At 62.0% G+C, this 23053-nt stretch carries 18 protein-coding genes; 7 read left to right on the plus strand and 11 right to left on the minus strand.

Annotation, left to right across the window (positions count from 1 at the left end; all coding sequences use genetic code 11):
- Positions 1-10 precede the first annotated feature (10 nt).
- The 3 genes from BRAS3843_RS30890 to BRAS3843_RS30900 are packed head-to-tail and all read right to left on the minus strand — an operon-like array spanning position 11 to position 3887.
- A complete protein-coding gene (locus BRAS3843_RS30890; RefSeq protein WP_008973104.1) occupies positions 11-2323 on the minus strand; it encodes a molybdopterin-dependent oxidoreductase in 2313 nt (770 codons plus the stop codon).
- A complete protein-coding gene (locus BRAS3843_RS30895) occupies positions 2320-3078 on the minus strand; it encodes a CoA transferase (RefSeq protein WP_008973105.1) in 759 nt (252 codons plus the stop codon). Before BRAS3843_RS30895 ends, BRAS3843_RS30890 begins: the two co-directional genes overlap by 4 nt.
- Positions 3075-3887 (minus strand): CoA transferase, encoded by an 813-nt coding sequence (locus BRAS3843_RS30900; protein ID WP_035983419.1) that lies wholly within the window; start codon positions 3885-3887, stop codon positions 3075-3077. Before BRAS3843_RS30900 ends, BRAS3843_RS30895 begins: the two co-directional genes overlap by 4 nt.
- A 241-nt stretch (positions 3888-4128) precedes the next feature.
- On the opposite strand from BRAS3843_RS30900, the gene BRAS3843_RS30905 reads away from it, so the two are divergent.
- The 5 genes from BRAS3843_RS30905 (at position 4129) to BRAS3843_RS30925 (ending at position 10642) form a co-directional block, all read left to right on the plus strand.
- Positions 4129-5283 carry an ABC transporter ATP-binding protein gene (locus tag BRAS3843_RS30905; protein WP_008973107.1) on the plus strand — a complete coding sequence of 385 codons (1155 nt, stop codon included), beginning with the start codon at positions 4129-4131 and terminating at the stop codon, positions 5281-5283.
- Complete coding sequence (locus BRAS3843_RS30910; RefSeq protein ID WP_008973108.1) at positions 5280-7067, plus strand: ABC transporter permease subunit; 1788 nt, start codon at positions 5280-5282, stop codon at positions 7065-7067. The genes BRAS3843_RS30905 and BRAS3843_RS30910 overlap by 4 nt, the downstream gene beginning before the upstream one ends.
- A 31-nt stretch (positions 7068-7098) precedes the next feature.
- Complete coding sequence (locus tag BRAS3843_RS30915; protein WP_008973109.1) at positions 7099-8193, plus strand: extracellular solute-binding protein; 1095 nt, start codon at positions 7099-7101, stop codon at positions 8191-8193.
- Between the two features lie 113 nt (positions 8194-8306).
- A complete protein-coding gene (locus BRAS3843_RS30920) occupies positions 8307-9122 on the plus strand; it encodes an IclR family transcriptional regulator (protein ID WP_008973110.1) in 816 nt (271 codons plus the stop codon).
- Positions 9123-9226: 104 nt separating this feature from the next.
- The gene (locus BRAS3843_RS30925; RefSeq protein ID WP_244425514.1) at positions 9227-10642 is read left to right on the plus strand and encodes an FAD-binding oxidoreductase; all 1416 of its coding nucleotides are present in this window, start codon (positions 9227-9229) and stop codon (positions 10640-10642) included.
- A gap of 212 nt (positions 10643-10854) precedes the next feature.
- On the opposite strand, the gene BRAS3843_RS30930 is transcribed toward BRAS3843_RS30925, so the two are convergent.
- Complete coding sequence (locus BRAS3843_RS30930) at positions 10855-11070, minus strand: hypothetical protein (protein ID WP_035983350.1); 216 nt, start codon at positions 11068-11070, stop codon at positions 10855-10857.
- 421 nt (positions 11071-11491) lie between these two features.
- Between BRAS3843_RS30930 and BRAS3843_RS30935 the strand changes: the two genes are divergently transcribed.
- Entirely contained in the window at positions 11492-11758 is a 267-nt protein-coding gene (locus BRAS3843_RS30935; RefSeq protein ID WP_008973113.1) for a hypothetical protein, read from the plus strand.
- A 611-nt stretch (positions 11759-12369) separates the two neighbouring features.
- Here the strand turns inward: BRAS3843_RS30935 and BRAS3843_RS30940 are convergent.
- The 5 genes from BRAS3843_RS30940 to BRAS3843_RS30960 form a co-directional block, all read right to left on the minus strand.
- A complete protein-coding gene (locus BRAS3843_RS30940; RefSeq protein WP_008973114.1) occupies positions 12370-13062 on the minus strand; it encodes a response regulator transcription factor in 693 nt (230 codons plus the stop codon).
- A 63-nt stretch (positions 13063-13125) separates the two neighbouring features.
- Positions 13126-14991, minus strand: a complete 1866-nt coding sequence (locus BRAS3843_RS30945) for a tetratricopeptide repeat protein (protein ID WP_008973115.1) — start codon at positions 14989-14991, stop codon at positions 13126-13128.
- Complete coding sequence (locus BRAS3843_RS30950) at positions 14988-16322, minus strand: HlyD family type I secretion periplasmic adaptor subunit (RefSeq protein WP_244425515.1); 1335 nt, start codon at positions 16320-16322, stop codon at positions 14988-14990. Before BRAS3843_RS30950 ends, BRAS3843_RS30945 begins: the two co-directional genes overlap by 4 nt.
- 34 nt (positions 16323-16356) lie before the next feature.
- Complete coding sequence (locus tag BRAS3843_RS30955; protein ID WP_008973117.1) at positions 16357-18681, minus strand: peptidase domain-containing ABC transporter; 2325 nt, start codon at positions 18679-18681, stop codon at positions 16357-16359.
- A 144-nt stretch (positions 18682-18825) separates the two neighbouring features.
- Entirely contained in the window at positions 18826-19992 is a 1167-nt protein-coding gene (locus BRAS3843_RS30960) for a TIGR03118 family protein (protein WP_244425516.1), read from the minus strand.
- Positions 19993-20847: 855 nt separating this feature from the next.
- On the opposite strand from BRAS3843_RS30960, the gene BRAS3843_RS42545 reads away from it, so the two are divergent.
- Positions 20848-20970, plus strand: a complete 123-nt coding sequence (locus BRAS3843_RS42545) for a hypothetical protein (RefSeq protein WP_277996497.1) — start codon at positions 20848-20850, stop codon at positions 20968-20970.
- A 440-nt stretch (positions 20971-21410) separates the two neighbouring features.
- Here the strand turns inward: BRAS3843_RS42545 and BRAS3843_RS30970 are convergent, their stop codons facing one another.
- Both BRAS3843_RS30970 and fdh3B read right to left on the minus strand, forming a co-directional pair.
- Entirely contained in the window at positions 21411-22409 is a 999-nt protein-coding gene (locus BRAS3843_RS30970; protein ID WP_008973120.1) for a formate dehydrogenase subunit gamma, read from the minus strand.
- A gap of 42 nt (positions 22410-22451) precedes the next feature.
- Positions 22452-23048, minus strand: coding sequence for a formate dehydrogenase FDH3 subunit beta (gene fdh3B / locus BRAS3843_RS30975; RefSeq protein WP_035983358.1), 597 nt, complete (start codon positions 23046-23048; stop codon positions 22452-22454).
- Between the last annotated feature and the right edge of the window lie 5 nt (positions 23049-23053).

Genomic DNA, 23053 nt, shown 5'->3' on the forward strand with positions numbered 1-23053 from the left:
AAATCTCCTGTTAGACCGCCGCGAGCGCGACGAGCGATTCCTGATAGGCCTCGAACGCATCGCGCCGATCGGCGGCGTACGGCTCGACTCTCGCGAGGCAGGTGTGGGCCGAACAGCCCTGTCCGAATTGAGACGTGCCGATGTCAAGCGTGAGCACGTTCGGATTGCCGGCGACCTCGAGGCCGCTATTTCCTGTCGGTGTGAACCAGGCACCGGTCGGAAGCACCAGCACGCCCTGACGGATCTTGTCGGTGACCTCTGCCGTCGCAAGGCACTCCCCGCGGCCGTTCCAGATACGGATCGTCCCGCCATCGGCGATGCCGAGAGCAGCCGCGTCGTCAGGATGAAGGCGAGCCCGTTCACGGCCGTTGCGCTTCATGGCCCGGCTCGATGCGCCGGTTTCGAGCTGGCTGTGAAGACGACCAACCGGCTGGTGCGAGATAAGGTGCATCTGGCCCGCATCGGCGGCGTTGCCGAGCCATTCAGCGGGCTCGATCCAGGCGGGATGCGAGCGGCAGTCAGCATAGTCCAGCGCAGCCAGCGTCTCGCTGCCGAGCACGATCTTCCCGGTCGCGGTCCTGAGCGCGTGCGCCTCCGGTTGATTGCGGAAGTCGGCCAGGAACGTGTGTTCTGCCTTAACCGGGCAGCGAGCATAGCCGGCTTCCCAAAACGTGTCGAAATCCCACATCGCGAAGCCAAAGCGCTCCGCGGCGTCTTGGCGGCAGACGTCATAGAGATGCCGCACCCAGCCCATCTCGTCGCGGCCTTCGTTAAAGCGATCGGCCACTCCGAGCTTGCCGGCAAGCGCGTTGAATATCTCGAAATCGGAACGCGCTTCACCCAGCGGTTCGATGGCCTTTTTCATCGCCAGGATGAAGTCGCAACGCAGGTTGCCGGCAAGATCATTGCGCTCGATCGACGTGGTTGCCGGCAGCACGATGTCGGCCCGCTGGGCTGTCGCCGTGAACATCGGGTCCTGCACGATGATTGTTTCGGGCCTCGTCCAGGCTTCCGACAATCGATTGAGGTCCTGATGATGGTGGTAGGGATTGCCGCCCGCCCAATAAACCAGCCTCGTATCCGGATAGGTGCGGATCTCGCCTTCATAGCTGAATGGCTTGCCGGGATTGAGCAGCATGTCGCTGATCCGCGCCACCGGGATGAAGCTGTCAATGGGCCTGGTCAGCTGTGAAATAGCTGGAGACCTGCCGAGGTTGAGCGGGGCCCCCACACCTCCCAAGGAAGCGTAGCCGTAGCCGACGCCGCCGCCCGGTAATCCGATCTGGCCGACAACCGATGCAAGTCCGAGCGCCGCCCAGAACGGCTGTTCGCCGTGATGGGCACGCTGCAGGCTCCAGCTCACGGTCAGCATGCTGCGCGTGTCGACCAGGCGCTTTGCCAGCAAGGCGATCCTGTCCGCATCGAGGCCGCAGACCTCCGCGGCCCACGCGGCTTCCTTGCGCACGCCATCCGTCTTGCCTTCGAGATAGCCGAGCAGGCGATCCGCACCGCTGGTGCAACGCGCGAGGAAATCCGTGTCGTGCCGGCCCGCCTCCACGATCTCACCGGCAAGGCCGAGCATCAACGCAGTGTCCGTGTTCGGCCGGATCGGCCACCATTCGGCGTTGACCCAGTCGGGCAGATCGTCCTTGAGCGGCGAGACGTGAATGATCTTGACGCCGCGTTCGACGATTTCCCTGAGATAGGTTTCAAGCCGGTGGCTGCCGATTCCACCGGCCTCGTTTTGCGCGGTTCGCGGCGACAGGGCGCCGAACACCACCAGGGTCTCGGTGTGCTGCGCGATGCTGTCGAGCGTGTTGGCGCGGCCGCCGCATGCATCGTCACTGCCCAGCGTGTGACGCAAGATCACAGGTCCTGCCGCGATGGAATAGGTGTCGACGTGTCTGGTGAAGCCGCCGACCAGATTGAGCATGCGCTTCAGAAGCGAAGAAGCATGATGCAGACGGCCGGAGTTGGTCCAACCATAGGAGCCAGCGAAGATCGACGCATTGCCGAACGTACCGGCCACGCGTCGCACTTCGCCTGCGACCAGCGTCGTCAATTCGTCCCAGCTCACCGGCACGAATTTCTCCCGGCCCCGGCCCCGGCGATCGCTTTTCTCACGTTTGTCCAGCCAGCCGGACCGGACCATTGGTCTCAGCACGCGCCGCTCCGGATTGGCCCATTCGGCAATGGAATGGATGATGGGGGACGGCGCCGGATCGTGCTCGAAGGGCTCGACGCCCACAATGCGATCATTCTCGACGAGGATCGTGTACGCACCCCAATGGCTGCAATGCGGGACCCGCTTGACCCTGGTCATGCGTCGACCGCCGCAAGATCTTGTCGCATCTGCGCAGCGAATTCGGGATAGGTCTCGGCGAGTTCGCCGAAGACGCGGCCGCGGAGCAGGTCGAGCGTCGATCGATCGGGCAGCGCGGTCTGCCGCGGCTCGGCGTCATGGGCGAACCGAAAGCCGGTTGCCTGCTTGATATCCGCAAGATCATGCCCGGGATGAACACTTTCGAGCTCGAAGCCCGGTCTGCTTTTGTCGAAGCGGAAGAGACCCTTGCTGGTCAGCAAGGCGACGGGGCCGCCGCGTCGGTAAATTCCGTCCTCGCTGACGCCCGGGGCGCTGATGAAGTCCACCTTCTCCACGAAGACGCGCGGCGTATGCTCCTCACGGAACAGGATGACGCGCGGCACGACGAAATAGAGATAGGCCGATCCGAACGAGCCCGGCCACCGCACGCTCGAGCGCGGATAGCTCCCGGCGCCGACGAGGTTCACGTTGCCGAAGCCGTCAATCTGACCGCCGCCGAGGAAGAACGCATCGATCCGACCTTGACCCGCGCAATCGAACAGTTCCGCCGAACCGTTGGTGAAGAAATTGTGCTCGACGGACCCGAGGATGGAAATGCGCGGGCCGATGACGCCCCCCGTTTCCTTGAGCGCGCGCAGAAGCATCGCGCCGGCCGCAGGAATAGGAGACGAGGCTCCGACCGCGACATGCCTCACCCCATCTAGCAGCCGCGCGATCGTGCAGATCAGCACTTCGCGAGGAAGGACCTCGGTCATGACGCCGACTCCATCAGCGCCTGGGCCATGTAGGCCGAGAAGCCGTCAGCGGTTCGCGCGGCTTTCGCGTACCGTGCGATCTCTGCGCTATCGGCCGGATATTCACCCCACAGGCCGTAGGGCCAAGCCCCCTTCGGAGCGCGCGCCACCTCCGTGACGTAGAGCGCAGGCAGTACGCCGGCGGCGCTCATCTCATCCGCAAGCAGATTCTCCTCGACGATTCGCTCCACCGTGACGAGGACAATCCGCGAGGCATAGGCCATTGCGGCAAGCTCGCGGCGCCGGCCGATCCAGACATTGCCGAAGCGATCAGCCATCGGCACGTGGAAGATCGCGACATCGAGCTCGATGGCTGGGATCAGCACGATCGGATCGCCTCCGTCCGCCAGCGGATTGTCGACGACCCGCCAATCGTCGCGATGGCGGAGCAGGTCGGTTCCGATCAGCCCTCGAAGCGGCATGAAGGGACTGCCCTTCTGCGCCGCCATCAAGCCGGCATAGATGGCAGGACACGTTGCGTCCTTCAATCGAACGGCGCCTTCCTTGACAGCAGCGTTGAACCGGGGCGCTCCACCGGCCTCACCCAGCGAGACGGCGCTGGTCTCCACCGTCCGGACCAGACCTGCGCCGACGAGCTGGTCGACCTGCAATCCGCCGGTTGGAACGCAGACCAGATGGAGATTGCCCGCGCCATGCTCGATGATCGGTCGCGTCATGGCCATGGAGACGCCGGCGTAGTCGACCGGCAGCGCCATGCGCATGCCCGGCTCGATGTGCTTCGCCATTGCGCGAGGCTCGCTCAACACCATCATCCTCCCCGAGGCTTGTTCTATATTATAGAACGCTATTTCAAATTAAGTTAGGCGAATTTGGACGACACTGTCAATCTGGGTTGGCCGGCGACGCCTTCGTTTGCAGCACCGCCCTCCCCTAACCAATCACCGGGCGCGCCATTGCGTTGCGTCGGGCAGCTCGACTTGACAAGACATGACGCAGCGCCAAGAATAATTGGAATAACGTTCTACAATATAGAACACCTGGAGGGAGAGAATGGGTGAGCCCGCGGCTCTGCGCGCAATGCGCTCCGGCGATGCAAACGTTCGGACGTCGCGGACCGGCCGCCTCCGCGAAGGTGACGCCATCGGATCGAGCATCGCCGTCCGCGAAGCGGTGAAGCGATACGGCAGCTTTCATGCCGTCGACCGGATCAGCATCGATATTGAGCCGGGCGAGTTCATCACGCTTCTTGGCCCTTCCGGCAGCGGAAAGACGACGCTGCTCAACCTCGTGGCCGGATTCCAAAGCCTCGACAGCGGCGAAATCCTCGTCGACGGCAAGCCTGTCCACAACGTACCTACGCACAAGCGCGGCTTCGGCATGGTCTTCCAGAGCTACGCGCTCTTTCCGAACATGACGGTCAGCCAGAACGTCGCGTTTCCGCTTCGCATGGCCGGCGTCGACCGGGCGACGACCGAGCGACGCGTCGCGGAGACGCTCGAAATCATGCGGCTGACCGAGCATGCGACGAAATCTCCTTCCCAGATGTCGGGTGGGCAGCAGCAGCGCGTCGCGATCGCCCGCGCCATCGTCAAGAGGCCCAAGGTCGTGCTGATGGACGAACCCCTCAGCGCCCTGGACAGGCGGCTGCGGGAGTCGATCCAGATCGAGATCCGCGACCTCCACCAGACCATCGGCAGCACGATCCTGTTCGTCACCCATGACCAGGGAGAAGCGCTGACGATGAGCGACCGCATTGCAGTGCTCAACGCCGGCAGGATCGTTCAGATCGGCCGGCCGCTGGACATCTATCGGCATCCGACCGACCGCTTCGTCGCCTCGTTCGTCGGCGAGAGCAACCTGATCGAGGCGGATATTCTCCAGAAGCGCGGATCAACGCTGACGATGAAGAACCGCGCGGGATACGTGTTCTGCGCCGAAAGCCGCGACACGATCGATGTTGGGCGTGCGACCGTGCTGGTGCGTCCGGAACGCATTGCCGTGTCGAACGAACCGACTGCGAATTCCGTGCCGGTCAGCGTCACATCCGCGATCTTCCTCGGCGAGATCTTGCGGATCGAGGCGCGAATGGAGAGCGGAGAGCCACTCCTGATCAGGTGTACCGACATGGCCAACCGGCCCCAGCCCGCCGTCGGGGATCGCCTCCACGTGAGCTGGGACGCCGCGGACTGCTGGGTGCTTGCATGACCTCCGCATCGATCGGCATCCATGCGGACCGTCCTGCGAACCTCGATCTTGTAAGGAGATTGAAGGATCCGGCGCTGCTGCTCCTGCCCGCGCTTGCCTTTCTCTCCTTCATCTATGTCCTCCCGCTGATCGATCTCATCCGGATCAGCGTGAGTGGGCCATCATGGTCGTCGTATTTCGAGCGGGTCTTCGCGATACCGCTCTATTGGGATTCGCTCGTCCGCACGATGCAGATCTCGGTGACGGTCGCAGGTCTGTGCTTGCTGTTCGGATATCCGACTGCGCTCCTCATTCACCGCAGTCGCGGCATGGCCCAGGTCTTGATCGCGACCGCGATCGTACTGCCCTACTTCATTGCCATCCTGATCCGGACCTATGCCTGGATGGTCCTGCTCGGCCGCAACGGGCCGGTCAACAAGCTGCTGGTCTCGCTCGGCATATTGAGCGAGCCTGTGCAGCTTCTCTTCAATCGCGGCACCGTGCTGCTCGGCATGACCGCGGTGCTCCTGCCGCTAATGGTGCTGACGATCTATTCCAGCGTAGCGCGCCTTGATCAAAGCCTGCCCCGAGCGGCGCTGGCGAGCGGCGCCGGGCCGATCGCGGCATTCTGGCGCGTATCGTTCCCGCTGACCTTGCCCGGCATGGGCGCAGGCTTCCTGCTGGTCTTCGTCGCCGCGATCGGCTTCTTCATCACGCCGACCCTGCTCGGAGGCCCCGGCGACCAGATGTTCGCCATGCATATCACGCAGCAGGCAGACTCGGTCACATCAGAAGGATTTTTGCAGGCCTTGGGCGTGGTGCTCCTGACCATCACGCTGGCGGTTGTCGCAGTGGCCGGGCGCTTTCTCGGCTTCGAGTTCATCTGGGGTGGCCGCAAGCTGACGGAGAACGCGCCAATTCCGACAGACCGCTACGCCAAGGCCAGACATCACGGTCTCGGCGCTTCAGCTGCCGACCTGATCGGTTGGCCTATTCTGAGGTTGTTCGGGCGCCTGCCAGCGAGTTGCGGGACCTGGAGCGTGCGCGTCATGGGGGGCATAGTCATTGCCATTCTCATCCTGCCGATCATCGTGGTGATGATCATTTCCTTCAGCAACGCAAGCTATCTGACCTTCCCGCCGCCGGGCTTCTCGCTGCGCTGGTATGAGCAGTTCTTTTCCGATTCCAATTGGATGCGGGCGTTCTGGACATCCCTTATCGTCGCGGCGATGTCGGCCGGCATTGCGATCATGCTGGGCGCGTCGGCAGCACTCGGCATCGTCAGGAGCAGCATTCGCGGCAAATCCGCCATCATGCTGTTTCTGGTGAGCCCGATCATCGTTCCTCCGGTCGTTCTCGGCCTGTCGCTCTACAGCCTGTTTCTGCGTTTCGATCTCGTCGGCTCCGTCTTTGGCCTCGCCGCCGCCCATGCGATCGGCGGCCTTCCCATCGTCGTGGTGATCCTGTCCGCCTCGCTTCAAGGCGTCGATGCGAGGCTCGAACAGGCGGCCTCTGTCCATGGCGCGTCGGCTCTGACGGTGTTCCGCCTCGTGACGATGCCGGCCATCATGCCGGGCCTCGCTGCAGCGACGTTCTTCGCCTTCCTGCACTCGTTCGACGAATTGGTGCTGACGCTGTTCCTCTCGAGCGTGCAATTGAAGACGCTTCCGCTCATGCTGTGGGGCGACATCAACTATCGCCTCAATCCGGTGCTGGCCGTGGTCTCGACGCTGGAGGTGCTGCTGGTAATCGCAGGACTCGTCCTTGTACGGCCCGTTCTCGCCACGTCGCGGAAGGCGGCGTGATACAGATCGATGTCAAATGGAGGAAAGATAAATGCTGGGAATGAGACGCTTGCGACTATCGGCTTTCGCTCTGACCTCTGCCGTGTTTGTCACGATGGGAACGGCCCCGTGTCATGCGCAGAGCAACGTCGTGATCATGCAGGACCCAGGTGGCGGATACGGCGATGCATTGCGCAAGGTCATGTACGACCCGTTCGAGAAGGAGACCGGCATCAAGGTCGTCACCGTACAGGAGGCCCGTAGCGGCCCGCGCATCAAGGCGCAAGCCGAAGCCGGCAAGGCGCAATGGGACCTGACGTTCATCTTCGACCAGGAAACGAAGCTGCTCGGCGACTGCTGCCTGGCCGACATCGACTACTCCAAGCTGTCAGACGCGGCTAAACAGACCCTGGCGGCGATGCCGGAGAATTTGAAGCGCAAGAAGGGCGTGGCATTGCAGGTGATCGGCGTCGGCCTTGTCTATAACAAAGACAAGTACAAGGGGGACAATGTACCGACGAGCTGGGCCGACTTCTGGGACGTGAAGAAGTTTCCCGGACGACGCTGCATGCCCGCTTGGCCGAGGTTCGTATTCGAGGCGGCGCTGATGGCCGACGGCGTGGAGAAGAGCAAGCTTTACCCGATCGACATGGAGCGGGCGCTGAAGAAGGTCAAGGAGATCAAACCCTATATTGCGAAATGGTGGACCACGGCCGCGCAGCCGCCCCAGCTCCTGCTCGATGGCGAAGCCGACATGTGCATGGCCTACACCGGCTCCATGAGCAAGCTCGCCCTGGAGGGCGCGCCGATCGACCTGACCTTCAATCAGGGCTTCGTCTACTACGACTTCTTCTCGATACCCAAGGGAGCTCCGAACTACGACAACGCGCTGAAGCTGCTGTCCTGGCGGCTCGAGGCCAAGCGCGCGGCGCAGCTCACTTCGACCTTCCCGGTCGCCCTTCCCTCCCCCATCGTGTTCGAGGCGGCGACCGACAAGAAGCTTGCCCGCTACTGGGCCAACAATCCGGACAACGTGTCGAAAGCAATCGAATGGAGCCCGGATTATTGGGGCGCAGCTTCGCCGGCAGGAAATTCCACCAACGAAGAGTACGGGCAGGAGAAGCTTAACGCCCTGCTGGCCCAATAGGCCGGCTGACCAGCCCCGATCCGAAATGATTGGGGTTGGTCCCACCCGCGGGCTATGGCCGATTGCGCGGCCATGCTAGATCAAGCGAAAGATCATTCTAATTTGGCTGGTGGATGGATAAGGCTTTTACCAAAGGACTGCGCCTCCTGGAAGCACTTGCTCTGAGCGAGCAGCCCCGTGGGGTCACGGACCTTGCGGGCGAGCTGAAGCTCACCAAGAGCAACGTGCATCGGCTGCTGATGACGTTGCAGTCACACGGCTATGTGCGCCAGATACCCCCGCACAGCACATACGAGCTCACGACCAAGATCTGGGCCCTGGGCAGCCACGTGATCCACCGAATGGACCTCATCAACGTCGCGCGGCCGGCGATGGCGAAGCTTGCCGAGATCACCGGCGAAACCATTCATCTCTCCGTGCTCGAGGATACGGACGTCGTCTATGTCGACAAGATCGAAAGCGCTCACCACATCCGCGCGCATACGAGCGTAGGCATGCGCGCCCCCGCGTTCACCATGGCGACGGGCAAGGCGATGCTCGCGCATATGCCTGATGATTACCTGGAACGATTCCGGCCGCATCTCAGGCGCTACACCGAAACGACACGAACGACGATCAAGGAGCTGCGTGAGGACATCGAGCTGGCACGCGCGCAGGGTTACTCCTCCGTGTTGCATGGCGAGTGGCGCGAGGGCATCGCGGCCTGTGCTTGCGCGATCCTCGGGCGCTCCGGTGAGCTCGTTGGAGCAATCGGCATGTCCGGGCCTGATACGCGCATCAAGCGCAAGCAGATCAAGGAGTATTCGGTTCACGTCATGGAGGCAGCCCGAGCCATCGGCGCTGCCCTTGGTTATTCGAGCCGACCGGCGGCATATCCTGCCTTGAGAGGCGACCCTACGCCTTCACATCAATCACGACGCGCCCCTTGATCTTGCCGGCCACGATGTCCGCGGCGAGCTGCGGCAGTGATAGGTTTGACAAACAGGCGGGTGACACTAACCTGGACCTTGCGTTTTCTTGGAGCAACGGTGCCGTGAACCCGATCAAGTCTGGCGCCAACCCGGCCGCTCCTGAACCGGCCCTTCAGGTCCTGCTCGAGCGCTTGTCCAACAAGTTGGCGCGAGGTGCGCTTCTGGTCGGCGATCCGGTCGACGCGCGCTATCGGGAAGACCGCAGGGGAAAGCACTCTGCGCCGCCGCGATTTGTCCTTCGACCAAGGTCAACTGCGGAGGTTTCAGAATGCCTCGCCGCATGCAACGAGCTTGAGCAGCCACTTGTCGTCCAAGGCGGTCGCACCGGCCTTTCGGGCGCGCATCGTGTCGTCGGAGGCGAGGCAGTTCTGTCGTTGGAGCGCATGACCGCCGTAGAAGAGATTTCTGAGGACGGCGCCACAATCCTCGTGGAAGCGGGAGCACCGCTCCAAGCTGTGCAGGAGGCGGCTGACGCGGCCGGGCATGTTTTCGGGGTCGATATCGGATCCAGGGGGACGGCGACCATCGGCGGCAATATCGCAACCAACGCCGGCGGCATTCGTGTGTTGCGCTATGGCATGTTCCGGGCTCAGGTCGCAGGCCTGGAAACGGTCCTGGCCGACGGCACGATACTTTCCTCACTGCGGGGTCTGGACAAGGACAACACCGGCTACGATCTGAACCAGCTGTTCATCGGCAGCGAGGGCACGCTGGGCGTTGTTACTCGTGCGAGGCTGCGTTTGCATCCCAAGCCCGTCGCCGAAGCCAACGCCTTCCTAGCGGTGCCGTCCGTCGAGGCGGCGTTGGGCCTCCTTGGCCGGCTGCGACGAGCTCTTGGTCCTTCTCTGTCGGCCTTCGAACTCATGCTTCCAGAAGCGGTTGATGGTGTCGTCAGGTTTCTCGGCATTCCGCGACCGATCCGGACAACCGCCCCCGCCTACGTGCTCACCGAAGTCCAGTCCGTCAGCGAGGCGTCCATCGTCGAGACGTTTGCTTCCTGCTTGATGCAGGAAATCGAAGACGGTCTCGCACTCGATGGGGTCGTTTCACAATCCTCTCGGGAATTCCGATCGTTGTGGGATATGCGCGATTCCTGTGCCGACTATGTCCGTAGTCTTCAACATGTCGTCGGCCTCGATATCAGCGTTCCAACGTATCGGATCGTGGACTTTCTTCGGGACGGCCAAGCCGAGCTGAGGGCCATCGATCCCTCAACCGAACTGATCGTGTTCGGCCACGTCGGCGACGGCAACCTGCACTATGTCATTCGAACCCCCAGACACCACGAAGCCGCGGAGAAGATCTATCACCTGGTCGCCCGACACAACGGCTCGATCTCGGCCGAGCACGGCATCGGCATCGACAAGAAAGCTTGGCTGCACCTTTCTCGAAGCCCCGCGGAACTCAGGACGATGCGTCTGCTGAAGTCCGTTTTCGACCCGAAAGCAATCCTTGGTCGCGGACGCATTTTCGACTGACCCGTTGGCGCCAGGCCGACCTCGCGGTTGTCGGCGCGGGTCCAGCGCATTGGCGCGCTGGAGACTATGGCCGAAGGCGCCGCGCTGATGAAGGCCGGCGCCAACCGAGCCTGCGCCGAAAGCGGCCGCCGGGATTAAAGTGTGCAGCACGATCGCGCGCGCGTCGTCCGACCGGACCCGCGCCAAGTGGATGCGACCGCCGACGCGACGGATCAGGTCGGCTCCTGACGACGCGACCCGGGCTGCCCCCGCGCTTCGCCGAGAAGCTGGCCCGTCGTGCTGTTGACGAAGTGCAGCGATGTGCACGCCGGGCACCACACCGGGACGTGGGTGTCTTCGGGTTTGCGCGCTTCCAGGGCTTCCTCGTCCAGCCGGAGCTGAACGCTTATTCCCGTGCGCGGGCACTTGAACAGGATCTGCCGCCGCATGCCGCGAACATGCGCCCTCACCGCCCATCGGCGAAGTTACGGATCATTACTTAGCGCTCTCTCCGGAAGTTGAGGTGGGTCAAGGCGAACCGCAGGGGCGGGCCTAGCAAATGAACTGCATCAGGGCGCTACGACGCCGATTGCGCGAGGAGGCGAGCCCGGACTCTTAGACACTCCGAGTCTTCGCCTGTCGACTGCGCCAAGAACCGCAACAAGAGGGCCGGCTCGGAGAGCGGCCGCCCGGCAGGTTCGCTGGAACCAAACTTGGCACCGCGGGTTTCACTGCCAAAGAACTGGAAAAAAGAACCGGAAAATGGACGCAGCGAACAATCAGCCTCGGCGCTCCTTCTGCGGAAGCCGGGGCTGATTTGCGTTCGACCCTCGATCCGAAAGCTTCATCGTGGTGCTCAGGAGAGCCATGATGTCCGTGGACCTTCACCGTGACGACCTCGCGGCCGTTGTACGCTACGCGCTCGAGACGACCCGCGCGACGACCGTGTGCCCGTTCCACGAGGAGGTCCTCATCCGGGTGGGAGACGATGCCGCCGAGAGCCACGCGCTCGAACTCGCCAAGAGGATCACCAAGAGCGACGGATCGACATGGGACAGGGAAGCGCTGCGGCGTGAGATCGGGCGGCAGCTCGTCGCCGCAGCGGACGGCCGATGTCCGCGCTGCGAAGCCACCTAGCCAGCGTAAACAGCAACCTACGTCCCGCGCGCGAGTTTGAAGCGGAAACTCCTTTCCGGTTACGACATCTTTAATCGCCGGTTGGTTCGGCTTGCCTTTGGCACAAAGGAAGCGAGGCCTGCGTTCGAGCGCACCATGCAACTCCTTTCCAGCGCGAATAACCGCACTAGTTTCGCTCCAGAAACAGCGCGAACTAACCGTGACGAACGCGATCGAACCCGAATGAAAACGAAGGAAACTCAACGACGGCGATCGATACCCTGCCGCTCATAACGGTTTGGTTGCAGGTTCGAGTCTTGCCGGGCACCAGCCTTCGCTCGCGAAGTGAGTGAAGGATGCCGCGCCGAGCCCAACGGGCTAGCGAGCTACGGCTCGGCAAGCCAGCTCACCGTCGGGGCTACGCGGCGCACCCGCTCCGTTCAGATCACCGCGCCAGAAACCCAGCTTGATCACCCATCGCCATATGCTCGACGGATCGTCGAACCAGCGTTGCACTTTCAGATCCACCGCGACTTCCGCACTTCAATCGCGTATTCGGCGGGCTCATCGCACAAAGCGGCCGGAGGAACTCGATGCTTAGACCACGAATCCCGATATCCAACTGCCATGCTTCACGCCGCGGACCGGATACAGAACCCGACACCCCGCACCGTGTTAATGAGCGGATAGGCCTGTTCGCTGTCGATCTTTCTTCGCAGACGTCCGACGTAAACATCAATCAGATTCGTCGCAGGATCGAAATCCAGACCCCAGACGTGCTGCAGCAGCAGGTTTCGTGTGATGACCTCGCCAGCGTGGCGGGCAAGGTACTCGAGGAGCCTGAATTCGCGGGGCCTTAACCCGATCTGTCGGCCGGCCCGGTACGCGGTTCGAGCCACGAGGTCCATTTCCAGATCCCCCACCCGCAGCGTTGTTTCCTGCCAGACCGAAGTGCTCCGCCGGGAGAGCGCATCAACACGAGCCAGCATTTCCACGAAGGCGAACGGCTTCACCAGGTAGTCGTCGGCGCCTGCACGCAGGCCGTCCACGCGATCGGCGACTTGGCCAAGCGCGCTGATGATCAACGCAGGTGTCCCGATCCCGTATTGTCTGAGGCGCCGGATCACTTCGATCCCATCGATGCCCGGCAAGGCACGATCAACGGTCATCACAACATATTCGGCGGAGCGACCAAAGCGCAGGCCGTTCTCGCCGTCAGTCGCGATCGTAACATCATAGCCGGCGGAACCCAAGCAACGACCAAGCTCATTGGCGGTCTGCGAATCGTCCTCGATGACGAGAACACGACGCATGCAGTTCGGCATGACATCAACTCCATCGCAGGGTTTTGGCTTCGCGATCCAGGTCGCAGACTGCTCATAGCAGCTTCAGAGCTTTGCTAGATGGATAGGACGGCGCATTCGTTCAGACGATTGCGTCGGCGGCACGAACTGTTTCGAAGCGAGATCAAGCCCAGCGTCCGCCAGGACTTGAGCTGACGCACGCCCCAGCCACAGACGTGCTGCTTCCAGATCCCGCTCGCCCGCCAACCCTTGCGCCAAATATCGATCCAGCATCTTCTGAGCTTCGGAATGGCCCCGCTCAGCTGCTGCTCGGAACCAATGCTGCGCCACCGGCGAATCCGTCGGCACGTCATGTCCACCGCCGCTCAACACGCCCAGCGCGTACATCGCGCCAACGTGCCCTTTGCCGGCCGCCTTCTCGAACAACGCGGCTGCCGCGAGATGATCGCGCGGTCCGCCGCGGCCATTCACCATCATTTCCGCCAGAGCCGCCTCGGCATCCGCAATGCCGACCGCGGCAGCGCGCGCGATCCAGGCACGACCTGCCTCGGCATTGGCCTCGGTACCACGCCCGTCGACAAGCATGCGGCCATACCAATATTGCGCGTTCGCTACCCCATCGGCGGCACGGCGGAGATATCGGACCGCTTGCCGATCATCGCGCTCAACGCCGGCCCCTTCCGCCAGACAGAGGCCGTAGTTGAGCGCCGCCACCAGATTACCGGCCGAAGCCGCCTGCTCAAGCCAATGGCGCGCATCGGTCAGGTCTTCGGCGCGCCCATCGCCGAAACCTCGCAAGAGAAGATTGGCGAGATCCACCCGAGCCTGCGCATCGCCGCCATCGGCGGCGATGCGCAACCAGCTCGCCGCCTCTTTCGGGTCGCACGCCACCCCGGCGCCAGTCAAATAAAGCAGTCCGAGCGCCCGCGCCGCCGTCTGGTGGCCGGCTTCTGCCGCACGGCGAAACCAGATGGCCGCTTCTGCATGATTGGGCGGCAACGCCCCTCTCTTGGCGTAGAGGTCGCCGACAAACGCCGCCGCATCCGGATCGCCGGCCAGTGCCGCCCTGCGGAGCCACGACTCACCTTCTGCCGGGTTTGGTTTGACTCCAAGCCCTTGCATCAGCATGCGTCCCCAGTTTGCCTGGCCCGAGCGACTGTTCTTGGCAGCCGCTTGCCGGTAGAGCTCGGCGGCAGCCGCGGGATCTCGCTCCGTTCCACAACCGTGTTCGGTCATCACGCCAAGCAGATGAATCGCTGGTGCCAATCCGGCCTGTGCAGCACGACGGAGATTTTCGACAACCCTGCGCCGCCCTTCCTCATCCTTGACTGATCGAGCCAGCGACTGCGCATATCCGAGCGCGCCCTGAGGACAACCGGCCTCGGCGGCGCGCTTATACCACGCGTGCGCCTCTTCCGGGTTGCGCATCGATTCCGGGCCAGAGGTCAGGATATAGGCAAGCACGGCCTGTCCGTCCGCGGAGCCGCGCTCGGCTGCCCGCCGCGCCCATTTTTCCGCCGCGACAAAGTCGGGAGCCGGCGCTCGCTTCGCTGGGAATAGATTTGTGGACGTGGACTCGCCTGCAAGGGCTTGCGGGTCCGCTCCGGCGCCAACCCCGTGAATGTGCAGTGCCGCGAGCAACCACTGGGCCTCGACATGTTCCTGAGCCGCGGCGCGCGTGAGCCAGCGCGCGCTCTCGGCGACGCTGAGCGGGACGCCAGACCCCTCCAGATAGCAGCGCCCGACCTCGTATGCGGCCTCTGCGATGCCGGCATCGGCGGCAAAGGCGAACAGCGCAAAGGCCCGTGTTGTCTGAGACTGCTTCTTCAGTCGGATCGCACGTCGTAATGCTGCCGATGACGACAGCAGGCCGACAACACGATCGAGAATACGTGCTCGTCTCGTAGCTGCGCATTTGCGACCCGCGGTCCCTTCCTCGGTGCATCTCACGGTTCGCGCATCCCTTCCGACATCACTGGTAGTATCCGGCCAAGCAGATAAGCCATCACGGTGCGCTTGCCGACCTTGATGTCGGCGGCAACCGGCATGCCGGGCATCATGTGAAAGCCAGCCGGCAGGTCGTGCAGCATCAATCGGTCGAGAGTGATGCGCGAACGGTAGAAGGGCTCGGCGCCGGCCCGGTTCACAGGACTAGCGCCGGTGCGGGCTTTCGTGCTGTCCTCCACGGCAAAACTATCGGCGCTGATGGTGCGAACCGTTCCATAAGCCAATCCGTACTGTGTCGACTGAAAGGTGTCGAACTTGACAGCGACAGGGGATCCGATGCGGACGAAGCCATGATCACGCCCTGCAATGTCCGCTTCGATCTCGAGCGGTGCATCATCGGGCACCAGCGTAATCAGCTGCTCGCCCGCTTGCAGAACGGAGCCCTCTGAAACCCTGGCAATCGTCAGCACGGCGGCATTCCGGTCCGCGCGCATTTCGATCAACTCGCGCCGCAACAGCGCCTTGTTCAGCGACTCCCGCGCATCGCTCAACTTACGAGATGCTTCCGACAGCGCTTGGCCGATCTGGCCATGCCAGTCTTGAACGTAGGCGTCACGCTCAGCGATCATCGCGGCAAGTTCTGCCTTGGCGCTCTCCGCTGTATTGAGAGCCGTGGTCAGACTGCGCTCAATCTCGAGCCGGCTGTCGGTCGCGATCAAGGCGTTGAGCTGACTTCCGACCTGCAATGCCTCCAATTTCTTGCGCATGGCCTCCACTGCTTGGGCAACGGCTAGCCGCTCGCGGAAGGCTTTGGCATCCGCGGTCGACCGCGCCGCTGTGGATGCCAGGGCATCGATCTTCTGTCGATAGAATTCCAGCTTGGACCTCCGTTCCGCCTCGCGCCGCGCGTAGATGCCAGCCTGAAGCAACATTGGCTGATCAGTCCCCGAATACTGGAAGGACCGCTGCTCCACCTCGGCCTGCATGCGCGCCACCTCGGCTTGCAAGCTCGCGACTTGTGCCTGCAGCGCGCCGACATCGGCGCTGGTAAAGGTCGGATCAAGCCGAGCAAGCACGTCGCCCGCGTGAACGCTTTGTCCTTCCGTCACATTAATCGAGCGGACAATCGAGGTCTCCAGAGGCTGCACGACCACCATCGGTGCCCGGGAGACTACCTTTCCGCGCGCCGTCACAACCCTGTCGATCGGGAACAGCCACATCACCGCCGCGCACGCGGCGAACATGCCACCAATCATCCAGATTGTGCCGCGCGCGGCGCGGGGAACAGGAGCTGCAATGATTGCCGTGGTCGGCGACTGGAATTCCAAGACCATCGGAAGCGTCAAATCATCCGATCGGCTGGTGAGACTAGCTGCACCGGAGCGGCGAGTGAGCAAGAGCGGCATGACGTAGCCCTTGGCTTTCGAAATGGCGGCTTTGCTGCATCCAGAGCTGACGGTAGATGGTGCAGCGTTCGAGGAGCACGCGGTGCGGCGCGATGTCGACCGCCCTGCTCCTCTCCAGAACGAGGATCTGATCACAATCTATCAACGATGAAAGGCGATGCGACACGATCACCATCGTCCGGCCGCGTGCAATGCGAACCAGATTGGCGTTCAGCAGCGCCTCGCTCTCCGGATCGAGCGCACTGGTCGCTTCGTCCAGGATCAGGATTCGCGGATCGCTGATTAGTGCCCGCGCAATCGCCAGCCGCTGCCGTTGTCCGCCTGAAACATTCGGCGAACCTTCCTCGATCAGCGTCTCGTAGCCATTCGGCATGCGCTCGATGAATTCTTCGGCGCCGGCAAGGCGCGCGGCGATTACAGCGTCGTCTAGCGTCAGTCCCGGCCGCCCCGCGATGATGTTGTCGCGTATTGAGCCGCGGAACAGGAAGTTCTCCTGCAGCACCACGCCAAAGTTCTGGCGCAGGTGACGCAGATTGATCTCGCGCACGTCGTTGCCGTCGATCTTCAGGAAGCCGGTATAGTCGCGGTTGATGCCCTGCAGCAGCCGCGTCAACGTCGATTTGCCGGATCCGCTACGTCCGACGATACCAAGCATCGTGCCGGCCGGAACGTCAAAGGTCACGCGGTCAAGCGCTGGAAGCGTTGTTCCCTCATAGGTGAAGCTGACATCCTCGAATGAAATGGCGCCCGCAAACCGTGGCAGCAGCCCGCCAAAGGCGGCCTCGGACTCCGGCGGACGATTCAGCACCGAGGCTGCTTCACCGACCGCGGCTGCGACGCTTTGGTAATCCTCTATCAGACGTGCCAGCCCGGCGAGCGGCTGGGCCACACGCATGCTGAGCATCATGAAGGCGAACAGCGCACCGACCGCATAGCCGCTATTGTCCGCCAGCGCCATATAAGCCCCCACCAAAACGATACCAGTGGACAGGAAACGCTCGATCGGGGCGACGATCGTCTGCGGCCAGTTCGTCAACCTACCGAAGGCAAGGCGCCACGTCGCGGCATCGGCGACACGCACATCCCATAGCGCGATGCGTTGCCGTTCCAGGGCGAGTGATTTGATCGTCTTGATCCCGAAAATGGTCTCGCCCAGCGCCGAGGCCTTGTCGGTCTCGGCGCGAACCACCCTGGCGAATACCCGCCGCAAGGGCTTCAGGAAAGCAAGGATGACCAACATGATCGACGCCGCGCAGGCCAGGACGATCCACGCCAGAGTGGTGTTGAGAAAGAACAGGAACGGCAGCAGCACGACGAGCGTCGTCAAATCGAGAAACGTACTCAGCAGCTTTCCGGTGAGGAATTCGCGGACCTTGTAGACTTGCACGATCTTGTGCATGGTTTCGCCGGTGGGATGCCGCTCGAAATAGTCAAGCGGAAGCCGCAACACACGATTGAAGACATACAGGTTCAGTTTTGCATCGAGCCGCGTGCCGACGACGAGAACGATCAGCCGACGGGCATAGCCGAGAAGGACCTCAAACACGGCAGCAGTCGCGAGCAGCACAGCGAGCAGCGCGAGCGTTGAGTAGCTATTGTGGGTCAGGACCTTATCGACCACGCTCATGACCAGCAATGGCGGAAAAATCGTCAGAAAGCTCAACGTCAGCGATGCCAGCCCCACATCGCGCAGCGATCGCTTCTCCTGCAACACCAGGCCCGCGAGCCAGCTCAGGCCAAATGGCTTTTCGGCCTCCGGCTGACTACGCGGGGCGCGCAGCAGGACCGCCTCGCCCGACCAGACCTGTTCCAGCCGCAGCCTGTCCGCGGCAATCGTGCATCCGCCTGCAGCCGCGCGGACATCCTTGAGGACGACGATATTGTGCTCGGCATTCGCACCGACCAGCAACGCGGCACCACCGTCCGTGAACAGCAGCACCACCGGCCCGGCGTCCTGCAACCGCATGAGTTGACGCCACCGCAGCCGCACCGCGCGTGCCCACATGCCGGCGTTCTGCAACCAGGCGGAGAGCGCAGCAGCGGAGGGCACTTGGTCGCCGTCGGTGCAGGGAAACTCGCGCGGGTCGAGCGCAATGCCATGGAATCGGGCTGCATTGATCACGGCCTCTAGGCGCGGATGAACCGCGTGGCCGCCGGCACGAGGGCGGGCCAGGCCATTCCCCACCGCATGCCCATCACCGGGATTGGCTGCTCCGGGATCGGCTGCGGATATTCGCGACCGACTATCGATATCCAAGCCGAAAGACTGCCCGCCCAATATCTCCATGAGCGGTCCTCCTCAGACTAGCACTCCCATGCATTTCCAGGAATTCGGCGCTGCGGCGCCGCCGGTACGGAGCTCCACACGTGCGTAGAACTCCATGCAGCAGAACGAAAAGCCGAGCGCCGTCTCTCAGTGATGGCACCGCCCTCAGCCGTGCGGATGCGAGCCCGGCATCGACATGGAGGATCGATCCGGCTCGGGGGTCGCCGACAAGGTGCCAAACAGGCCCTGTGCTTCGTCCTGCACACCGGCCGTAAAATAGATCTTGTTGGGGTCGCTGTTGCCACTGCCATTGCCGGGAACCAGAGCCCAGAGATCACCAATGGTGATTGGAGCGCCGGCGGCGTCGAGCAACTTGCCGTCAAAGTGATCGCTCTTCAGATTGAAGGCATTGATGGTGCCGTCACCGAAATTTCCGACCAGTAGATCGCCGCTCAGCTCTCCAAAGGAGGCGGGCGCGATTGCAAGCCCCCAGGGCGAATCGAGCGGCCCGTGCGATGCCACCCTTTGGAGCAAGTGCCCGTCGAGGTCGAACTCGTCGACGAAGCCGTTGCCCGCACCGGCGACGTCGTCATGCTTGGCCGCATCCTGCAATGCGAACGTAACGAACAAGTGGCCATCAAGGACCTGGACATTAAAGGGCGCATAGCCGTGCGGCAGATGCTTGTCGGTAAAGCTGTTCACCTGATTGAAGTTCTGGTCGAAGACATCGACCTTCCCACTGTTGAAGTTCGCAGCGAAAAGGAAGGTACCCTCGTCATTAGTGCCGATCGCGAGACCCTTGTAGACGGCGCCCTTGCTCGAATTATCGACCGCGATGACCGAGCTCGTGGGATCTACGTTCGGGCTCCAGCCGGATATTGTGCCGTCCTCCGTTGCGAAGATGAACTTCGCCGAGTCAGTCTTGCCGCCACTGGTGACGTCGAAACCGCTTCCTGCATTGAAGACCTGTCCGGTGGGGGCGGAATGGTCTTCTCCGGCGATTCCTGCGACCGTTACAAGCTGAGGCCCGGCCGGCATTCCGGCAGCATTATAGATCGTCGTCACGCCCTTGCCATTGTCCGAAACCCAGAAAAGCCCAGTCGGGCTTTCGGCAATGCCCCAGGGATTGATGAGGTTTGGATCGATTGTCGTTGTCGCCGTGACACCAGGGGTCTGTGCGCTATCTGCAACCAGATTGGTCTGCGTGACGGCGACCTCCTGGTTTTCGCGATCGTGATTGTGGTGATGACGATGGTGATGATCCGGATTCATTGCGTCCATGATTTCCTCCAGTTCCGTGGCGCGCCCATCCCAACGCCGATCAAACGACACGCGACCTCTCGAGCCCTCTCCATCTCGGAGCGGGCAGCGCTTCTGGCAAAGGAAATTTCCGAACGCTCGTGAAGGACGAGCGACAACTTGCAGTATCTCTTCCGGCATCACGCCAACTCAAATGACCTTTTTGTTAGTTTTTTCACGATCGGGTGACACTCGCGGGTGGCACTTGGCGCGTTCGGATATTTCATCTCATCGTTCGAATGCAATGAACGCGATCGAACGCAAACGAAAGCGAAGCAAAATCAACGAAGCCAAGCGATATGCTTGCCGCTCATAACGGTCTGGTTGCAGTTCGAGTCCTGCGGGGCCCACCAATGTTATCCAATGTTATTAGGCCTTCATTTCGTTGCCGTTGGGCCACCGCACCAGAAGCGCCTCACTTCGTGACTGACTGCCATTACTTCAGCAGTCCGCAAACTACCGCTCTACACTTGCTCTAGCTATGGTTCTCCGCGTGCTTCGTAGATTCGGCTGCGGGATCGCACGAAACGGCCAAACGGTGCGCTTCTTCGTCGAACTGCTTATCAACAGTTGCCAGCTCGTAAGTGTCCGGTCTGCGCCGATAGCGGCCCTCACCGCCGAAGGGCTTTTGGCACGGTCCCAAACACGTCATCGATCGCCTCAATCGTGGCTCGGCAAACGATCCCTGCAGCTGCTATTTCTGCACTGCGCCATACTTCGCCTCAATCGCATTTGTTCGGTGCTACCGGCTCTCGTGTGGGCGACCGGAGAGGCCTTGGCGCCAGAGATCGAACATTGCGATGTTTTTGTTTGTCCACAATCGACCCCTCTTGTATAATCTGCGCGCTTTTTCAGTCTCCTGAGCTCAGTCTCCTGAAGAGACCTGCCATGAAAGCCTTCCTGCTAGCCTGCATCGCCGCCATCATTATTGCTGCGGCTGCCGTTGTCGTGCTCAACCGGGTTCAAGAGCCAGTGCAAGAGGCCTTTGCAACGACAGCTGTGCGTCTCTAAGCGTCGCGCTGAGAGATTCCAGGCAGGGATAACGATTTGCGTACCGCTTGTTTACGAAGCGCTCAAGGCGGCTCCGTAACGTGTGATCGCGACGCCGACCTTAACGGTTCGTGAAGTTCTTCCGTTCCGCTTTGAACCGTGTGCAGCCTTACGCCGACAGGGGCTGAACGAAGATTCTCCATGCGTTCGACGATACTCGCTCTCACAATCGCTCTTACGATTGTTGCCGGTTCTTCGACCTTGCTGCGATCATGGTCGCTTTCGACTGAATCACCCTCAGCTGGCATGCCGCCGTTGCAAGAACTTTATAAATTGGCCGGCGTAGACAAGCTTCCGGCTCAACAGATCGAATATCTGTCGATGGAGACACGACTGTAATTTCTGTCAGGCCTCTGCGAGGAGCGCGAGGCGCTCTGAAGCGACGCCGGGCTGCCGGATTTCTACTCAGCCGCAGTCGCAGCGGTCCGCGCATGATTTGCATCCGCGCGCGCGATCTCGTTTTCAAGCCAGAGGTTATGGTGCTCCCTGGCCCAGTTGACATCGACGGTGCCGCTGCCCATTGCTTCGAACGCACCTTCCATGCCAATCGTGCCAATGTAGATATGCGCCAGCATCGCTGCGATGAACAACATCGCCACGATGGAGTGGACGATTTGCGCGAGCTGCATCCCTTCAATCCCGGACAGATAGAAGGGGAACATCAGGTTATATCCGGTGGCCGCCACCAAACCTCCGCCGATGACCACGATCCAATAGATCGCCTTCTGGCCGGCGTTGAAGCGATAGGCCGGGGGATGATCGTGACCCACGATACCGCCGCGGCGCTTGAGCCACTCGACATCCACCTTGTTCGGGATGTTGCCCGCGATCCACATCAGGAAGATCAGCACGACTCCGATGGTGAATGGGAAGCTCAGATAGTTATGTGCGTATTTTGCCCACTGCGACCAGTCGGAAAAGGCCTCGTGGCCGATCAGTGGCAGGAGCAACGGACGACCGAAGGTGACGTTCAATCCGGAAATCGCAAGAACGATGAAGCAGGTCGCGGTCATCCAATGCACGAAGCGCTCGAATGAGCTAAAGCGCACGATGGCCCGCCCCGAGCGACCGCTCTCCAGTCGTACCATGCCGCGGCTAAGATAGAAGATGATCAACACCGCGAGCATGCCAAGAATGGCGATGCCGCCAATCCAGCGCAGCGCAACGTCGCGGAACTCACGCCACTCGCGCCCGGCTGGTTGCACGAGCACACTGGAGCGCTGGTCGGGAATGCTGACGCGCCCTTGGATCCGGTCCATTTTCTGAAGAAGCTGCAGCTCCCTGACCGAGCTGGCGGTCGGGTTGACCTGCTGAGCAACAGACGGTGCAGCCACGGAGACGAGAAGCACCAGTGCGCCCGCGCCAATCGCGAGTCGAATAAATCGTGCAAGACACACCATACATTCCTCCCGATATTAAGCGATCGCTGGCGTTATCGCCTTTCAGGACTCGATCGTCTCGCGATAAGCGGTCTTCCAGCCCCAGGCACCGGAGCCGTAGCCGCGCTTCATCACGCGCTCCTTGTAGATCTGGGCAATGATTTCGCCGTCGCCGGCGAGCAACGACTTGGTCGAGCACATCTCGGCGCACAGCGGCAGCTTGCCCTCGGCCAGACGGTTCGCACCATATTTCTCGTATTCCTCCTTGCTGCCGTCGGCCTCGGGACCGCCGGCGCAGAACGTGCATTTGTCCATCTTGCCGCGAGAGCCGAAATTGCCGACCTTCGGATATTGCGGCGCGCCGAACGGACAGGCGTAGAAGCAATAGCCGCAGCCGATGCACAGATCCTTGGAGTGAAGCACGACCCCGTCAGCCGTCGTGTAGATGCAATTCACCGGGCACACCGCCGCGCACGGGGCGTCGGTGCAGTGCATGCAAGCCATCGAGACCGAACGCTCGCCCGGCTTGCCGTCATTGATAGTAACGACGCGGCGCCGGTTGATGCCCCAGGGCACCTCGTGCTCGTTCTTGCAGGCGGTGACGCAGGCATTGCATTCGATGCAACGGTCGGCGTCGCAGAGGAATTTCATACGTGCCATGGTCG

The organism is Bradyrhizobium sp. STM 3843 (assembly GCF_000239815.1).
GTDB lineage: Bacteria > Pseudomonadota > Alphaproteobacteria > Rhizobiales > Xanthobacteraceae > Bradyrhizobium.

Excerpts from the sequence above, each read along its gene's own strand:
- BRAS3843_RS30905 (WP_008973107.1), top strand. The coding sequence starts at position 4,129 with ATGGGTGAGCCCGCGGCTCTGCGCGCAATGCGCTCCGGCGATGCAAAC.
- BRAS3843_RS30910 (WP_008973108.1), top strand. The coding sequence starts at position 5,280 with ATGACCTCCGCATCGATCGGCATCCATGCGGACCGTCCTGCGAACCTC.
- BRAS3843_RS42545 (WP_277996497.1), top strand. The coding sequence starts at position 20,848 with ATGAAAGCCTTCCTGCTAGCCTGCATCGCCGCCATCATTATTGCTGCG.
- BRAS3843_RS30900 (WP_035983419.1), bottom strand. The coding sequence starts at position 3,887 with ATGGTGTTGAGCGAGCCTCGCGCAATGGCGAAGCACATCGAGCCGGGC.
- BRAS3843_RS30895 (WP_008973105.1), bottom strand. The coding sequence starts at position 3,078 with ATGACCGAGGTCCTTCCTCGCGAAGTGCTGATCTGCACGATCGCGCGG.
- BRAS3843_RS30915 (WP_008973109.1), top strand. The coding sequence starts at position 7,099 with ATGCTGGGAATGAGACGCTTGCGACTATCGGCTTTCGCTCTGACCTCT.
- BRAS3843_RS30950 (WP_244425515.1), bottom strand. The coding sequence starts at position 16,322 with ATGGTCTTGGAATTCCAGTCGCCGACCACGGCAATCATTGCAGCTCCT.
- fdh3B (WP_035983358.1), bottom strand. The coding sequence starts at position 23,048 with ATGGCACGTATGAAATTCCTCTGCGACGCCGACCGTTGCATCGAATGC.
- BRAS3843_RS30935 (WP_008973113.1), top strand. The coding sequence starts at position 11,492 with ATGTCCGTGGACCTTCACCGTGACGACCTCGCGGCCGTTGTACGCTAC.
- BRAS3843_RS30930 (WP_035983350.1), bottom strand. The coding sequence starts at position 11,070 with ATGCGGCGGCAGATCCTGTTCAAGTGCCCGCGCACGGGAATAAGCGTT.
- BRAS3843_RS30970 (WP_008973120.1), bottom strand. The coding sequence starts at position 22,409 with ATGGTGTGTCTTGCACGATTTATTCGACTCGCGATTGGCGCGGGCGCA.
- BRAS3843_RS30940 (WP_008973114.1), bottom strand. The coding sequence starts at position 13,062 with ATGCCGAACTGCATGCGTCGTGTTCTCGTCATCGAGGACGATTCGCAG.
- BRAS3843_RS30955 (WP_008973117.1), bottom strand. The coding sequence starts at position 18,681 with ATGGAGATATTGGGCGGGCAGTCTTTCGGCTTGGATATCGATAGTCGG.
- BRAS3843_RS30890 (WP_008973104.1), bottom strand. The coding sequence starts at position 2,323 with ATGACCAGGGTCAAGCGGGTCCCGCATTGCAGCCATTGGGGTGCGTAC.
- BRAS3843_RS30920 (WP_008973110.1), top strand. The coding sequence starts at position 8,307 with ATGGATAAGGCTTTTACCAAAGGACTGCGCCTCCTGGAAGCACTTGCT.